Below are 16,313 nucleotides of genomic sequence, written 5' to 3'. Positions count from 1 at the left end.
TGCCGTACGCCGGGGCAAAGCCTTTTGGGTTACCTTTTCGGCGTTTGGAAAAGGTGACTCGCTGTAAGAGCGAAACCGCCAGCGGCGACACCCGCAGCAACGGATATGCCCCCAATCCAAAAAAACCAAACCCCTTAACCCGAAGTCTGGCAAAAGTGACCCGCCTCAACGGCGAAACCGTAATCAGCAACCCCCGCAGCAACGGATAAGCCCCCAATCCAACCATTGACCGGTCACCACCCGATGCGTAGCCTTGCGCTTTCGAGGTTCTTCGGCCCACGCCGAAGCTAAGAAGGGAACGCGGTCAAAGCCGCGGCTGCCCCCGCAACTGTGAACGGTGAAGTTCGTTGCCACGCCACTGCCAGCTCAATCCACTGAGCCCGCGGGAAGGCGCAACGAACGCCGGGCCCAAGGCCCGAACACCGTCAGCCAGGAGACCTGCCTCGTCACAGATTTCTCACTACAACCGGGCGGGGTGATCCGGTGGCGAATTCTTCCGCGCGCACGCTCGCAGCGGATCTCGTCCCGTATGCCCGCCACCTTGCCAAAGGGCATCCGATGAAAACACTGGCCAAACTCCCCGTCACCATCGTCACCGGTTTTCTCGGCTCGGGCAAAACCACCTTGCTGCGACACATGCTCGACAACGCCCAGGGCCGTCGCATCGCCGTGATCGTCAACGAGTTCGGCGAGCTGGGCATCGACGGTGAAATCCTCAAGCAATGCACCATCGGCTGCACCGAAGAAGAAGCCACCGGCCGCGTCTACGAACTGGCCAACGGCTGCCTGTGCTGCACGGTGCAGGAAGAGTTCTTCCCGGTGATGCGTGAACTGGTCGCCCGTCGCGGCGATCTCGATCACATCCTGATCGAGACCTCCGGTCTGGCTCTGCCAAAACCATTGGTGCAAGCCTTCCAGTGGCCGGAAATCCGCAGCGCCTGCACCGTTGACGCGGTGATCACCGTGGTCGACAGCCCGGCCGTGGCCGCTGGCACCTTCGCCGCGTTCCCGGATCAGGTCGATGCCCAGCGCAAACTCGACCCGAATCTGGATCACGAATCGCCGCTGCATGAGCTGTTCGCCGACCAACTGGCCAGCGCCGATCTGGTGATCCTCAACAAGGCCGACCAGACCAGCGCCGAAGATCTGGCTCGCGTTCGCGCCGAAGTCGCTGAAGAACTGCCGCCAGCGGTGAAAATCATCGAAGCCAGCAACGGTCGCCTGCCGCTGGACGTGCTGATCGGTCTCGGTGCCGGATCCGAAGAGCACATCGACAGCCGCCATAGTCATCACGATCACCACCACGACGGTGATGACGACCACGATGACCACGATCACGACGCCTTCGATTCGATCTCGATCGAACTGCCGCAAGCCGACGAGAGCCTGCTGCTCGACGCGCTGACGCAATTGGTGGTCAAGCACGGCATCCTGCGTGTCAAAGGTTTCGCGGCGATTCCGAACAAGCCGATGCGCCTGTTGATTCAGGGCGTGGGCACGCGTTTCGACAAGCACTTCGACCGCCAGTGGGGCGCTGACGAAGCGCGCGTCACCCGTCTGGTGCTGATCGGTCAGGCACTCGACGCCGCGCAACTCGAAGCGCAACTGCGCGCCGCGCTCAGCGTTTAAGCCATGCACCTGCTCAGGACCCAGCCCGGCGGTTTCGTGTCGGATGACAACATTGCCGACCTTGGACAAACCCCCGCCGAGCTGGTGATCCTGTGCAGCGGCGATTCCAGCCTGGCGCTGCTCGCCGAAGCCGCGCAGCAATTGCCCGAGGATTACCCGAGCCTGCGTCTGGCCAATCCGATGCAGGTGCAGAATCACGCCTCGGTCGATCTGTATGTCGATGAGGTGCTGCGTCACGCCAAGGTCATTCTGATTTCGCTGCACGGCGGCATCGCTTATTGGCGTTATGGCGTCGAGCGTCTGGTGGAGTTGTCCGAGCGCGGGGTGCAGGTGATTCTGGTGCCGGGGGATGATCGTCCCGACCCGGAACTCAGCGACCTGAGCACGGTGCTCGCCGAAGATCGCGACCGTCTCTGGCAGTTCTTGCGTCAGGGTGGCATGGGCAATGCGCTGGACTTCTTCCATTGCCTGGCCAACCGCTGGCTGGCGCGTGACTACGCTTGGGGCGAGCCGCAGGCGTTGCCGCGTACAGCGATTTATCACCCACAGAAAAACACCGCCGCACTGAGCGACTGGCAAGCCGAATGGCTGCCCAGTCAACCGGTCGCGGCGGTGTTGTTTTATCGCTCGCATTTGCAAGCGGCGAACACCGCATTCATCGATGTGTTCTGCCAGCGCTTGCAGGCGGCGGGGCTCAATCCGTTGCCGATCGCGGTTGCCAGCCTGAAAGAACCCGGCTGTCTGAGCGTGGTCGAGGACTGGCTGGACGAGGTCGAGGCGGCGGTGATTCTCAACACCACCGGTTTCGCGCAATCCAGCCCGGAAGCGCCGCATCTGCGCCCGTTCCGGCGCAATATTCCGGTGATTCAGGCGATCTGCGCTCAGGACAACGAGCCCGGTTGGCGCGACAGCGAGCAGGGCCTGGGGCCACGGGACCTGGCGATGCACATTGCCTTGCCGGAACTCGACGGGCGCATCATCAGCCGACCGATCAGCTTCAAGGACCTGGCCTGGCGCAGCGAGCGCAGCCAGTCCGACGTGGTCTGCTACCGGGCGCAACCCGAACGCATGGATTTCGTCGCTGAACTGGCGCGGCGCTGGAGCGATCTGGCGCGGCTGCCGAACGCTGAAAAACGTATTGCGCTGATCCTCGCCAACTACCCGACCCGCGATGGTCGAATCGGCAATGGCGTCGGTCTGGACACGCCGGCGGCGGCATTGAATATCCTGCGCGCGTTGCAGGCGGAGGGCTTCCCGTTGACGGCGCAGTTGCCGGACAGCGGCACCGCGTTAATCCAACAATTGCTCGGCGGCGTCAGCAACGACCTCGACAGCATCGACCTGCGTCCGTGCCAGCAAAGCCTGGCGATGGATGCCTATCTGGCGATGTTCAACGCTCTGCCGCAAGCCAATCGCGCGGCAGTGCTGGAACGCTGGGGCCCGCCGCAAAACGATCCGATGTGCCGTGACGGACGGATGATGATCGCCGGGCTGCGTTTTGGTCTGACTTTCGTCGGCATTCAACCGGCGCGCGGTTATCAGGTCGATCCGAGCGCGGTGTATCACGATCCGGATCTGGTGCCGCCGCACGGCTATCTGGCGTTCTATTTCTGGCTGCGCAACACCTACGGTGCGCACGCAGTGATTCACGTCGGCAAGCATGGCAACCTCGAATGGTTGCCGGGCAAGGGCGTGGGGCTTTCGGAGAATTGCTGGCCGGACGCATTGCTCGGGCCGCTACCGAACATCTATCCGTTTATCGTCAACGATCCGGGCGAGGGTGCCCAGGCCAAACGGCGCACGCAAGCGGTGATCATCGACCACCTGATGCCGCCGCTGACCCGTGCCGAAACCTACGGCCCGCTGCGCAATCTGGAACTGTTGGCCGACGAATATTACGAGGCGCAACTGCTCGATCCGCGTCGCGCCCGCGAGCTGCAGCGCGACATTCTGCAACTGGTGCGCGAGACGCAGATCGACCGCGAACTGCAACTCGACGCCGGTCTGGACAGCGACGCCGATGCAGCGATCTGGCTGCCGCGTCTGGACACCTACCTGTGTGACCTGAAGGAATCGCAGATCCGCGATGGCCTGCACATTTTCGGCGAGTCGCCGACCGGACGTTTGCGCATCGACACGCTGCTGGCGCTGCTGCGCATTCCGCGTGGCGACGGCAAGGGTGCGCAGTCGAGTCTGCTGCGGGCGTTGGCCAAGGCGTTTGAGCTGGGGTTTGATCCGCTGGATTGCGCACTTGCCGAACCGTGGAACGGCCCGCGCCCGGCGGAGCTGCAAAGCGTCAGCGACGAAACCTGGCGCACCGCCGGTGACACCCGCGAACGCCTCGAACTGTTCGCCACCCAACTGATCTCCCAAGCACTACAAGTCCCCTGTGGGAGCGGGCTTGCTCGCGAAAGCGGTGAGTCAGATAAATTTATATCGACTGACCCGCCGCTTTCGCGAGCAAGCCCGCTCCCACAGGGACCGGTGTGGTCTGATGTAACGTCGATCCTGGACAGCCTGCGCGAAGTCGTCGCCCCACGCCTCGACGCCTGCGGCCCCGCCGAAATGCGCGGTCTGCTCGACGCCCTCAACGGCCGCTTCGTCCCCGCCGGCCCAAGCGGCGCGCCGAGCCGTGGCCGTCTCGACGTGTTGCCCACCGGGCGCAATTTCTACTCGGTGGACGTGCGCAACCTGCCGACCACCACCGCGTGGCGCATCGGCTTCCAGTCCGCCACGTTGATTCTCGAGCGGCATTTGCAGGATCACGGCGATCACCTGCGTCAGCTCGGCCTGTCGGTGTGGGGCACCGCGACCATGCGCACTGGCGGCGACGACATCGCTCAGGCCATGGCGCTGATGGGCGTGCGCCCGGTGTGGGCCACCGGCAGTCAGCGCGTCGATGATTTCGAGATTCTGCCGCTGAGCCTGCTCGACCGGCCACGGGTCGACGTCACGCTGCGGGTCTCGGGTTTTTTCCGCGATGCTTTTGCCAATTTGATTCGTCTGTTCGACGCCGCCGTGCAAGCGGTGGCAGCGCTGGACGAACCGGATGACCTCAACCCGCTGGCGGCGAAGGTGCGTGCCGAGCGCGAGGCGCTGTTGCAATCGGGGCTGGATGCCGACGCGGCGCGGCGTCAGGCCGGCTGGCGGATCTTCGGCGCCAAACCCGGTGCCTATGGCGCAGGCGTGCAGGGCGCCATCGACGGTCGCCTGTGGCAGAGTCGCGAGGATCTGGCCGAGGTCTACCTGAACTGGGGCGCTTACGCTTATGGTGGGGCGGATGAGGGCACCGCTGCGCGCGAACAGTTCGTCCAGCGTCTGAGCCAGGTGCAGGCGGTGTTGCAGAATCAGGACAATCGCGAGCACGACTTGCTCGACTCCAACGACTATTACCAGTTCCAGGGCGGCATGCTCGCGGCGGTGGAAACCCTGCGCGGTGAAGCGGCGGCGAGTTATCACGGTGATCACAGCCAGCCGGATCTGCCGAGAATCCGTACCCTGAAAGAAGAGCTCAATCGGGTGATCCGCTCGCGGGCAGCCAATCCGAAGTGGATCGACGGGGTCAAACGTCACGGCTATAAAGGTGCGTTTGAACTGGCGGCGACGGTCGATAACCTGTTCGCCTTCGACGCCACCACGCAACTGATCGATGATCATCAGTATGCGTTGCTGGCCGATGCCTATTTGCTCGACCCGACGACGCGGGATTTTGTTCGTGAACACAATCCGCATGCGCTGCGCGACATGACCGAGCGCATGCTCGAAGCGCAGCAGCGCGGGATGTGGCAGGAACCCGGCGTGTATAAAGAAGCACTGGAAAACCTGCTGCTGGATATAGAAGAAGACACCTGACACACCGCCTCACTCTGTGGGAGCGAGCCTGCTCGCGAAGGCGTCGTGTCAGACAGTTTTTTTGTAGCTGGCACACCGCTTTCGCGAGCAGGCTCGCTCCCACAGGGATCAACGTGTCTCCCAACGATTTTCGACAGATCACCGACCATGACCGAGTATTGATGATGACCGACACCCCGCATTTCCCGCTCTCCGCCGTGGTCGGCGCCGATGACCTGAAACTCGCGCTGTGCCTCACCGCCATCGACCCGAAAATCGGTGGCGTGCTGATCGAAGGCCCACGCGGAATGGCTAAATCGACTCTGGCCCGTGGCCTCGCCGATCTGCTGGCCAGCGGTCAGTTTGTCACGTTGCCACTGGGCGCCACTGAAGAGCGTCTGGTTGGCACTCTTGATCTCGACGCCGCGCTGAGTGAAGGGCGGGCGCAGTTTTCTCCCGGTGTTTTGGCCAAGGCTGACGGCGGCGTGCTCTACGTCGATGAAGTGAACCTGCTGCCGGATCATCTGGTGGACCTGCTGCTCGATGTGGCAGCCAGCGGCACCAATCTGATCGAGCGCGACGGCATCTCCCATCGGCATTCGGCGCGATTTGTATTGATCGGCACGATGAACCCGGAAGAGGGTGAATTACGGCCACAGCTGCTTGACCGTTTCGGCCTGAACGTCGCCCTCAGCGGCCACACCGCGCCGACCGAACGCGGGCAGATCATCCGGCGCCGACTGGATTTCGACAGCGATCCACAGGCGTTCTGCGTGCAGTGGGAAGCCCAGCAGCAAGCGCTGCGTGAGCGCTGCGAACAGGCGCGCATCGCCTTGGCGAACATCCCGCTGGATGACGACGCGTTGGCGAGCATCACCCAGCGTTGCTTCGCTGCTGGCGTCGATGGCTTGCGTGCTGATCTGGTCTGGCTGCGTGCGGCCCGTGCGCACGCAGCATGGCGCGGCGCTGCAGCGATTGCCGAGCAGGACATCGACGCCGTGGCGGAATTCGCCCTGCGGCATCGCCGTCGCGAATCCTCTTCTTCCAGCCCTCAGCCACCCGCGCAGAACCCGGCCAGTAGTCAGGCCGAACCGAGCGAAGGGCAGGGCCAGTGGGGGGATATGCCCGCCCCGGCACTGGCCACGGGTGCCCGTCGCGAAGTGCCGAGCTGGCCAAAAAAGTAACCGGCATTCGTCCCCGATCCGCCGCGGGGGCGAATGCCAGACCCCGCGCCGGACGCCTCGACCACGGACGCCAGGGCCAGCGCCACGCTGCGCGCAGCGGCCTGGTGAACTGGCCGGGCACGCTGCTCAATGGTCGGCCGCAGACTCGTGAAGATCTGCAGTTCCAGTTGCGCACTCGTACTCCCCATGAATTGTGGCTGGTGATCGTCGATGCCTCGGCTTCGACCCGTAGGCATCAGGCGCTGAGCGATGCCAAGGGCCTGCTCGCGCAATTGTTCGATGATGCTTATCGGCAGCGGGCACGACTGGCCTTGCTGACCGCCAGCGGCAGCGCGCCAAAATGGCAGGTGCAAGGCCTGAAGGCATCGAGTGGCTTGCGCACCTGGCTGGAGGCGTTGGGGGCGGGCGGCGGCACGCCGTTGGTGGCGGCGTTGACGCAGGCACAGCAATGGCTGGTGCAGCGACAAAAGCGCTTTCCTGCCGAGCAGCAGCGCTTGCTGGTGGTGACGGATGGCCGCTTGAAAACCTTGCCGCCGATGTTGCCGCTGGAATGTCCGGGATTGTTGATCGACATTGAGCGTGGGCCGATCCGCCTGGCTCGGGCGCGGGAATTAGCGGCGGCGCTGAGTGCGGAATATCGGCATATCGATGATGTGTGAAGTCTGAGCGGGCCTCTTCGCGAGCAGGCTCGCTCCCACAATGTTGGTGAACACCGCTTGCTCTGTGGGAGCGAGCCTGCTCGCGAAGGCATCGCCTCGGATCATGCAGGATCACCAAAAACCGCAGCGCTGCTCTATGCTCCACCCCAGCCCAATCACAAGGAGTGAATCATGCGGGTACTGGTCGCCAATCCTCAGGACGATTTTTGCGTCAAAGCCTACGCCGGCACCAACGGCGTGTTACTCGCCATGGACCTGGCCGAACCTCGACGCAAAGGCCTGCTCGGGTTTGCCATCGAAAAGCAGCAGGGCGACAAACCGTGGTTGTTCCTGTTCAACAGCCTGACATTTCCCGGCAAGGCGCACACCTTCCCCCAGTATCACGCCACGCCCAGCGATAAAGCGCCGCTGCAAAAGTTCCGCTGGGCCGATTACGCGGTCAATCCGGGCACTACCATGCATTATCGCGTGCATCTGGCCTACGGCACGGCAGACGCGCCACAACTTGGCGAATCACTGGAGCTGAGCATCACCAGTGACGACGGTCATCCGGCCAACCAGAGCGTGATATTCAACCGTGCTGTGGCCGCCAGTCAGGCCTTCCAGCGCAAATTTCCCGACCTCGACGCGCAGATCAGCGCCAACAAGAACCTGCCCATCGAAGCCTGGCCCGACGCGGCGCGGCTGTGGCTGGAGAACGGGCTGTTGGAGCGTTTGCTGGGCTTTATCGAACGTGCGGTGGACGCGCAGTGGGCGCTGGATATCGCGATCTACGAGTATCAGTTGCAGGCGATCGTCGACGCAGTGAATGCGGCCTTTGCCCGAGGGGTTCAGGTGCGCGTGCTGTATCACGCGCAACCTGATGATCCCGATACGACCCTGAACGAAACGAACCTTGCCAAATTGCCGATGGCGAACAAGCGCGGCCGGGTCACCCATAACATCTTTCACGACAAATTCATTGTTCTCAGCCGCGTCGATGGCGCTGGTCAGCGGCAACCGCAGGCGGTGCTGTGCGGCAGCACCAATTTCACCGCCAATGGCGTGTATCGCCAGGCCAACGTGGTGCATACGCTCGACGACGTGACGATTGCCACGCGTTATTTGCAAGTGTTCGAAGAGGTCTGGGCCAACCCCGCCGACGTCGCTGCGACGCGCAGCTGGATCACCGAGCACAACCCGATGGACCCAACACAGGCGCTGTTCGCCGGGTTCTCGCCACGCAGCGGTGGTGGCGATTTGCGTGAGTTTGTCGAGATCATCGAGGCGGCGAAAAAGGACGTGCTGTTCGTCACCGCGTTCAGCCTGCCGGACGCGATCCTCAACGCGCTGCTCGGCAAACCGCATGACGACATCCTGCGTTACGGCCTGCAAAACACCGCGAGCAGCATCACCGGATTTCATGCCGACCGCACCGCCGAATTCGCTGCCACAGCTTTGCTCAACACCGGGCTGGAAGGCTGGTTGAAAGAAAACATGAAAGGCCAGAAGGGCAACCTGCTGGTGCACACCAAAGCTGTGATCACCGACTTCACCACCGATGCGCCGACCATCATCAGCGGCAGTCACAACCTCAGTACGTCAGCCAGTAACGGCAATGACGAGAACTTCCTGATCATTCGTGGCGACACCGATCTGGCTGATCGCTATGGCCTGGAGTTGCTGCGGTTTTATGAGCATTACCGCTTTCGCTATTTCGCGAAAAAGCTGGAACTGAAGCAGGTGAGTCCATTGGCGGTGGATGACAGCTGGACCAACGATTATTACGTGGGAGGGGATTTGCGCCAGTTGTCGCGGTTGCGTTTTGCCGGGCGATGATGTGGTGTGTTTGATGATCCCTTCGCGAGCAAGCCCGCTCCCACATTGGACCTTCTTTGAACTCAGAACCTGCGTCCGACGAATAACCGCTGTGGGAGCGTGCTTGCTCGCGAAAGGGCCTGCAGGAAAATCACATTTCCTGTGCTCTTACAGATTTTGAAATGATTTGCCGCTGTAGAAAATGTGCCTTTAGCCTGTACGCTCCAAGGCCATTTTTCATTCAGGATTTGCATGAACACCCTCTTGGAGCCTCCCAGTCGTACCTTCTCCACGCGCCATGGCGCGGTCTTGACGTACTCGCAGCATCCGGTTTTCCGACTCCCGTCTATCGTTGACAACGCGGCTTCAGAGCCTTCGCGTTGCACTTTGCCGTGTCCGGCAGCCTGAATTCACTGAAGAGAGATCGAGACATTTTATGGAATGGTTAGCGGATCCCACGGCCTGGTTAGGCTTGTTGACTCTGATCGTGCTGGAACTGGTGCTGGGTATCGACAACCTGGTGTTCATCGCGATCCTGGCGGACAAACTGCCGCCGCATCAGCGCGACCGTGCGCGAATCATCGGCCTGTCGCTGGCGCTGATCATGCGCCTGGGCCTGTTGGCGAGTATTTCCTGGCTGGTCACCCTCACGCAGCCGTTGTTCGAGGTGTTCGACAAGAGCTTCTCCGGCCGTGACCTGATCATGCTGTTCGGTGGTGTATTCCTGCTGTTCAAGGCGACGATGGAGCTGCACGAACGACTCGAAGGCCACGTCGGCCAGCGCTCGACCAACGCCGCTTACGCGCTGTTCTGGCCAATCGTCGCGCAGATCGTGGTGCTCGATGCTGTGTTCTCGCTGGACGCGGTAATCACCGCCGTCGGCATGGTTGATGAACTGGCGGTGATGATGATCGCGGTGATCATTTCCATCGGCCTGATGATCGTCGCCAGCAAGCCGCTGACCCGCTTCGTCAATGCGCACCCGACGGTGATCATGCTGTGTCTGGGCTTCCTGATGATGATCGGTTTCGCCCTGACGGCCGAAGGCCTGGGTTTCCACATCCCGAAAGGTTATCTGTATGCGGCGATTGGTTTCTCGATCCTGATCGAGGTGTTCAACCAGATCGCTCGGGCCCGACGCAAGCGTTCGATGCAAGGCTTGCGCCCCATACGTGAGCGCACGGCCCACGCGGTAATGCGTCTGCTGGGCGGGCGCAAGCTGGAGGCGGAGGAGGTCGGCGAGGAAATTTCCGATCTGCTGGATGACGGCGAAGCCCCGAGTGCGGAGCTGTTCGACCGCCGCGAGCGAGTGATGATCAGTGGCGTGCTGCAACTGGCCGAGCGGCCGATTCGGAACCTGATGACCGTACGTGCGGATGTCGACACCATCGATCTGGCCGACGACGCCGAGACAATTCGCACAAAATTGATGCACTCGTCGTATTCACGTCTGCCGCTGATTCGCCACGGCGCGGTGGATGAACCGTTGGGCTTCGTGCACAAGAAGGAATTGCTCAAGGAATACCTGTCCGGTACCGAGCCGAATCTGGAGCACCTGGCGCGCAAGACCATCAACCTGCTCGACAGCTATTCGATCCTCAATGCGCTGGAGCAAATGCGCGCGGCGTCGACTCACATCGCCTTCGTGGTCAACGAATTCGGTGACTTCGTCGGTGTGTTGACCATGACCGACATCCTCGAATCGATTGCCGGCGAACTGCCCGATGCCAGCGAGATCGAAGGCCCGGACGTGATCGAGGAGCAGGGCGGTTTTGTCGTCAACGGCGCGTTGAACCTGACGCGTGTTCGCCAGCGCACCGGGTTTGGCGCCGAACCGACCGAGGACTATCAGACCCTGGCCGGACTGGTGATGAGCCTGCTGGATCGCTTGCCGATGATCGGCGATCGGCTGCAGTACGCAGGTTGGCAAATGACCGTCAAAGCCGTTGAGGAACGACGGGTGACGCAGGTGTTGCTGGTGCGCGATTCTGCGTAAGGCAGCAGCCTTGCGCTGACGGTGCCGACCCCTTCGCGGGCAAGCCCGCTCCTACAGTGCACGCGTCGTACACGAAATGTGTGAACAACGTTGACCCCTGTGGGAGCGGGCTTGCCCGCGAAAGCGATGTGTCAGACGCCGCAACGATTACGGGAAATGCACTGCCTCAAATCACCCGCCGATGCGCACGCGCGATTGTGCAGAGCCTGCTCAATGTGCGGCGCAACCACGGCAGGTCATGCCTTGGTTTCTGCTGCACCACCGGCGCCCTGGTCCTGCCAATATGTCGGGCAAAGTCCGCCGCCAGTGTTTCCTCTGTGCCGATGCCCTTGAGCTTCTTCAGCAACTTGCCGTTCTTGTAGAACAGCACCGTCGGCGTGCCGGTGACCAACGGATGGCGCGGCGACTCACGGGTGTTAAGCATGTAGATATTGGCGCGATGACGGTACGGCTCGGCAATCTGACGAAAAATCGGCCCGGCCCATTCGCAGGCGGGGCAGTGTTCATTGGCGAAATACAGGATCACCGGGCGCCAGGTTTTCAGGGCTTTGCGGTAAACCGGGGCCAGATTGGAAATGGTATTGGCAGCGCTCATTGAGAACTCCTTTTCAACGACCTCGAAGGTTCGATGACGTTAAAGAAGGGTGAAGAACAGGTCTACTGTCAGAAATTACAGGTGGCCTGTGGATTCGCGAGATTTTTCCCACTTTTATAAAGGACCGGCCCGACACGAAGCCCGGAAATGTGGAATGTCGGGACGTGATACCTTTTTTCACTCAATAAAAGAGAAGGCGGTAATAAGCGATAGGCGTCGAAGCCGTCTTGGAGTGCTATTTTAAGCACCATTAACAGCACTCCAGGGAGCACCATCATGACTCACGTAGTCCTTTCTAATATCGTTGCGAGTATTTCTGAATTGAAAAGAAACCCCATGGGTACCGTGGCCGCCGGTGGTGGCCAATCTGTTGCAATCCTCAATCGAAATGAGCCGGCGTTTTATTGTGTTCCCGCAAAGGAGTATGAGGCGATGATGAATCGTCTTGAGGATCTGGAACTGATCGCACTATGCAAGGAGCGAGAAAACGATCCCACCATCAAGGTCTCTATAGATGACCTATGAGCTGGAGTTTTCCGAGAAAGCCTGGAAGGAATGGAAAAAGCTTGATTCAGCACTTCAGAATCAGTTCAAGAAAAAGCTCTCTACACGTCTGGTCAATCCTCACGCTCCTGCCGATCAACTCCGAGGGTTGGGAAACGCCTACAAAATCAAGCTTCGCAGTGCTGGATACTGGCTGGTCTATCGCGTAAAGAACGAGGTTTTGGTTGTTACCGTGATTGCGGTAGGGAGAAGAGAGCGGGGAGAGGTCTACGACAAAGCCGCTTGCCGATAGATCTGGAGAGCTGGCCCCTTCAATCGCTAACCACTGCACCGAAGTAGCCCTTCGTGCTCCATCTGGGAACCTGCTACTCGTTATTTGTAGCCCAAGGTAGCGCAGCCCATCAGTACCCGCACCTGACTCCTTTTTCGCATTTCCTGCATCCCGTTGATTCCAAAAACATTTAACCCCTCTACAGATTCCCTGTGATTCCTGTGGCACACTTTCTGCTGTCTATTCCGTAGTAACAAACCGTGTTCCGGTATAGCGGAATAAACATCATCCTGGAGTGCTTGCCATGCATCGCCGTCCTTCGTTGTTCAAAGCGTGTGTTTTTGTTCTTGCGGCTTCGTCCGCTGTGATGGGCATGGCCCAGGCAGCCGATAGCAAGCTCGACAGTGTTCTGGCCCGGGGCAAGCTGATTGTCGGCACCGGCAGCACCAATGCGCCGTGGCACTTTCAGGGTGCGGACGGCAAGTTGCAGGGCTTTGATATTGACATCGCCAGGATGGTGGCCAAGGGGTTGTTCAATGACCCAAGCAAAGTCGAGTTCGTCGTGCAGTCGTCCGACGCGCGAATTCCCAATCTGCTGACCGACAAGGTCGACATGAGCTGCCAGTTCATCACCGTTACCGCCAGCCGTGCGCAACAAGTGGCGTTCACCCTGCCGTACTACCGCGAAGGTGTCGGCCTGCTGCTGCCGGCCAACAGCAAGTACAAGGAAATCGAAGACCTGCAGGCGGCCGGTGACAGCGTTACTGTGGCCGTGCTGCAAAACGTCTATGCCGAAGAACTGGTGCACCAGGCGCTGCCCAAGGCCAAGGTCGATCAGTACGACAGTGTCGATCTGATGTATCAGGCGGTGAATTCCGGTCGCGCCGATGCCGCTGCTACCGATCAGTCGTCGGTCAAGTACCTGATGGTGCAGAACCCTGGCCGCTACCGCAGCCCGACCTACGCGTGGAGCCCACAGACCTACGCCTGCGCAGTCAAACGCGGCGATCAGGACTGGCTGAACTTCGTCAATACCGCCCTGCATGAAGCCATGACCGGCGTTGAGTTCCCGACTTACGCGGCATCCTTCAAGCAATGGTTCGGTGTCGACCTGCCGTCGCCGGCGATCGGTTTCCCTGTCGAATTCAAATGATCCCGTGAGAGTGGGGCGCCTGCACGCGCCCCGCTCAAGGTACTGCTGACCATGAACTATCAGTTGAACTTTGCCGCCGTATGGCGCGATTTCGACACCTTGCTGGCGGGGCTCGGTCTGGGTCTTGAACTGGCACTGGTGTCGATCGCCATCGGCTGCGTGATCGGCCTGCTGATGGCGTTTGCCTTGCTGTCGAAGCATCGCGCCTTGCGGGTGCTGGCCTCGGTGTACGTCACGGTGGTGCGTAACACGCCGATTCTGGTGTTGATTCTGTTGATCTACTTTGCCTTGCCGAGCCTGGGTATCCGTCTGGACAAGATTCCCTCGTTCATCATCACCCTGTCGCTGTATGCCGGTGCCTATCTGACCGAGGTGTTCCGTGGTGGTTTGCTGAGCATTCCCAAAGGCCAGCGCGAAGCGGGGCTGGCGATCGGCCTCGGTGAGTGGCAGGTCAAGGCCTACGTCACCGTGCCGGTGATGCTGCGCAACGTGTTGCCGGCGCTGTCGAACAACTTCATCTCGCTGTTCAAGGACACCTCGCTGGCCGCCGCGATTGCGGTGCCGGAGCTGACCTATTACGCGCGCAAGATCAACGTCGAGAGCTACCGGGTGATCGAAACCTGGCTGGTGACCACGGCGTTGTATGTCGCGGCCTGTTACCTCATTGCCATGCTGCTGCGTTACCTCGAGCAGCGTCTTGCGATCCGCCGATAGGAGGCTGCGATGTACGAATCTCCCAGTTGGTTGCATGAATTGTGGTTGGCACGCGAGACGTTGCTGCAAGGCTTCCTGACCAGTGTGCAGGTGTCGGCGCTGGCGATTCTGTTCGGCACGCTGCTCGGGGTTGTCACCGGTCTGGTGCTGACTTACGGCAAGTTCTGGATGCGCGCGCCGTTCCGCTTTTATGTCGACATTATTCGCGGCACGCCGGTGTTTGTACTGGTGCTGGCCTGCTTCTATATGGCGCCGGCGCTGGGCTGGCAGATCAGCGCGTTTCAGGCCGGTGCGCTGGGCCTGACGCTGTTCTGCGGCTCGCACGTTGCCGAGATTGTGCGCGGTGCCTTGCAGGCCTTGCCACGCGGGCAGATGGAAGCGAGCAAGGCGATCGGCCTGACGTTTTATCAATCCCTCGGTTACGTGCTGTTGCCCCAGGCGTTGCGGCAAATCCTGCCGACCTGGGTCAACTCGTCCACCGAAATCGTCAAGGCCTCGACCCTGCTCTCGGTGATCGGCGTCGCCGAATTGTTGCTCAGCACCCAACAGATCATCGCCCGGACCTTCATGACTCTGGAGTTCTACCTGTTCGCCGGTTTTCTGTTCTTCATCATCAACTACGGCATCGAATTACTCGGCCGGCATATTGAAAAGCGGGTGGCCCTGCCATGACTCAAGCTCAAGTTTCCAACGTTCAGAACGGTCAGCCGCTGCTGGACATCCGTGGCCTGCACAAGCAGTACGGCGCAGTCGAAGTGCTCAAGGGCGTCGACCTGAGCATGCAGCGTGGCAACGTCGTGACGCTGATCGGTTCCAGCGGTTCGGGCAAGACCACCTTGCTGCGCTGCGTGAACATGCTCGAAGAGTTTCAGGGCGGGCAGATCCTGCTCGACGGCGAGTCCATCGGCTATGACGAGGTCGGTGGCAAACGTGTGCGTCACGCGGAAAAAGTCATCGCCCGCCATCGTGCGATGACCGGCATGGCCTTCCAGCAATTCAACCTGTTTCCGCACCTGACTGCCTTGCAGAACGTCACCCTCGGTCTGCTCAAGGTAAAGAAAATGCACAAGGACGAAGCCGTGGTGCTGGCCGAGAAATGGCTGGAGCGGGTCGGCCTGCTGGAACGGCGCAATCACTTTCCCGGGCAGTTGTCCGGGGGGCAGCAACAGCGCGTGGCGATTGCCCGGGCGATTGCGATGAACCCGAGCCTGATGCTGTTCGACGAAGTCACCTCGGCGCTCGACCCGGAGCTGGTCGGTGAAGTGTTGAACGTTATCAAGGGCCTGGCCGAAGACGGCATGACCATGTTGCTGGTGACCCACGAGATGCGTTTCGCCTTCGAGGTCTCGGACAAGATCGTGTTCATGAATCAGGGGCGCATCGAAGAGCAGGGGCCGCCCAAGGAACTGTTCGAACGCCCGCAATCACCGCGTCTGGCTGAGTTTCTCAAGAGCACGCGGTTCTAATCTTTGTTTTGTAACCAGGAGAAGTACCCATGAGCATTACTCGATACGGCACCGGCAGCACGGCCGCTGGCGGTCAGCCACGTCCCTTCGCGCGCGCCGTTGAAGCGGATGGCTGGCTGCACGTGTCCGGCCAGGTGCCGGCGGTGGATGGCGAGATCATCGTTGGCGGCATCGTCGAGCAGACCCACCAGACCATGAAGAACCTGATCGCGATTCTCGAAGAGGCCGGTTATGGCCTGGAGGACGTGGTGCGGGCTGGTGTATGGCTGGACGATCCACGGGATTTCAGCAGTTTCAACAAGGTTTTCGGCGAGTACTTCAAACCGGAACACGCTCCGGCACGGGCCTGTGTGCAGGCGAGCATGATGGTTGATTGCAAGGTCGAGATCGATTGCATCGCGTACAAGAAGAAACCCTGAAATCTGTGCTGACTTCTTCGCGAGCAGGCTCGCTCCCACATTTGAAATGCAATCCCCTGTGGGAGCGAGCCTGCTCGCGAAAGCGACCTACCAAG

General features: G+C 60.7%; 15 protein-coding genes and 1 riboswitch. Of the genes, 14 read left to right on the top strand and 1 reads right to left on the bottom strand.

Features of this window, described 5'->3' with window-relative positions; translation table 11 throughout:
• From AC3WMV_RS04445 to AC3WMV_RS04415, 7 genes are all read left to right on the top strand, one after another.
• On the top strand, nucleotides 1-209 hold a 209-nt coding region (locus tag AC3WMV_RS04445; RefSeq protein WP_492561385.1), incomplete at its 5' end, for a hypothetical protein.
• Nucleotides 210-247: 38 nt separating this feature from the next.
• Nucleotides 248-460: riboswitch (cobalamin riboswitch) on the top strand.
• Between the two features lie 98 nt (nucleotides 461-558).
• A complete protein-coding gene (gene cobW / locus AC3WMV_RS04440) occupies nucleotides 559-1,629 on the top strand; it encodes a cobalamin biosynthesis protein CobW (protein WP_027612646.1) in 1,071 nt (356 codons plus the stop codon).
• A 3-nt stretch (nucleotides 1,630-1,632) separates the two neighbouring features.
• Nucleotides 1,633-5,481, top strand: coding sequence for a cobaltochelatase subunit CobN (gene cobN / locus AC3WMV_RS04435; RefSeq protein WP_492561384.1), 3,849 nt, complete (start codon nucleotides 1,633-1,635; stop codon nucleotides 5,479-5,481).
• Between the two features lie 164 nt (nucleotides 5,482-5,645).
• Entirely contained in the window at nucleotides 5,646-6,644 is a 999-nt protein-coding gene (locus AC3WMV_RS04430) for a magnesium chelatase ATPase subunit I (protein WP_103367200.1), read from the top strand.
• Entirely contained in the window at nucleotides 6,572-7,303 is a 732-nt protein-coding gene (locus AC3WMV_RS04425; protein WP_409077688.1) for a vWA domain-containing protein, read from the top strand. Before AC3WMV_RS04430 ends, AC3WMV_RS04425 begins: the two co-directional genes overlap by 73 nt.
• Nucleotides 7,304-7,474: 171 nt before the next feature.
• Nucleotides 7,475-9,121: a phospholipase D-like domain-containing protein gene (locus AC3WMV_RS04420; protein WP_103366944.1), complete on the top strand. Its 1,647-nt coding sequence runs from the start codon at nucleotides 7,475-7,477 to the stop codon at nucleotides 9,119-9,121.
• A gap of 415 nt (nucleotides 9,122-9,536) precedes the next feature.
• Nucleotides 9,537-11,096 carry a TerC family protein gene (locus tag AC3WMV_RS04415; protein ID WP_103366945.1) on the top strand — a complete coding sequence of 520 codons (1,560 nt, stop codon included), beginning with the start codon at nucleotides 9,537-9,539 and terminating at the stop codon, nucleotides 11,094-11,096.
• A 166-nt stretch (nucleotides 11,097-11,262) separates the two neighbouring features.
• On the opposite strand, the gene AC3WMV_RS04410 is transcribed toward AC3WMV_RS04415, so the two are convergent.
• Complete coding sequence (locus AC3WMV_RS04410) at nucleotides 11,263-11,691, bottom strand: thioredoxin domain-containing protein (protein WP_097087292.1); 429 nt, start codon at nucleotides 11,689-11,691, stop codon at nucleotides 11,263-11,265.
• Nucleotides 11,692-11,967: 276 nt separating this feature from the next.
• Between AC3WMV_RS04410 and AC3WMV_RS04405 the strand changes: the two genes are divergently transcribed.
• From AC3WMV_RS04405 to AC3WMV_RS04375, 7 genes are all read left to right on the top strand, one after another.
• The gene (locus AC3WMV_RS04405; protein ID WP_003225462.1) at nucleotides 11,968-12,216 is read left to right on the top strand and encodes a type II toxin-antitoxin system Phd/YefM family antitoxin; all 249 of its coding nucleotides are present in this window, start codon (nucleotides 11,968-11,970) and stop codon (nucleotides 12,214-12,216) included.
• On the top strand, nucleotides 12,206-12,487 hold the full coding sequence (locus tag AC3WMV_RS04400; RefSeq protein WP_097087294.1) for a type II toxin-antitoxin system RelE family toxin: 282 nt from the start codon (nucleotides 12,206-12,208) through the stop codon (nucleotides 12,485-12,487). Before AC3WMV_RS04405 ends, AC3WMV_RS04400 begins: the two co-directional genes overlap by 11 nt.
• 283 nt (nucleotides 12,488-12,770) lie before the next feature.
• Entirely contained in the window at nucleotides 12,771-13,619 is an 849-nt protein-coding gene (locus AC3WMV_RS04395) for a transporter substrate-binding protein (RefSeq protein ID WP_095136167.1), read from the top strand.
• Nucleotides 13,620-13,670: 51 nt separating this feature from the next.
• Complete coding sequence (locus AC3WMV_RS04390) at nucleotides 13,671-14,333, top strand: amino acid ABC transporter permease (RefSeq protein ID WP_003225455.1); 663 nt, start codon at nucleotides 13,671-13,673, stop codon at nucleotides 14,331-14,333.
• Between the two features lie 9 nt (nucleotides 14,334-14,342).
• Nucleotides 14,343-15,005: an amino acid ABC transporter permease gene (locus AC3WMV_RS04385; protein ID WP_103366946.1), complete on the top strand. Its 663-nt coding sequence runs from the start codon at nucleotides 14,343-14,345 to the stop codon at nucleotides 15,003-15,005.
• Nucleotides 15,002-15,799 (top strand): amino acid ABC transporter ATP-binding protein, encoded by a 798-nt coding sequence (locus AC3WMV_RS04380; RefSeq protein ID WP_103366947.1) that lies wholly within the window; start codon nucleotides 15,002-15,004, stop codon nucleotides 15,797-15,799. Before AC3WMV_RS04385 ends, AC3WMV_RS04380 begins: the two co-directional genes overlap by 4 nt.
• Nucleotides 15,800-15,828: 29 nt before the next feature.
• A complete protein-coding gene (locus tag AC3WMV_RS04375; protein ID WP_003225452.1) occupies nucleotides 15,829-16,218 on the top strand; it encodes a RidA family protein in 390 nt (129 codons plus the stop codon).
• Nucleotides 16,219-16,313: the final 95 nt, after the last annotated feature.

This window comes from Pseudomonas sp. FW305-3-2-15-E-TSA4 (assembly GCF_058787295.1).
This window is presented reverse-complemented; position numbering and strand designations above follow the sequence as displayed.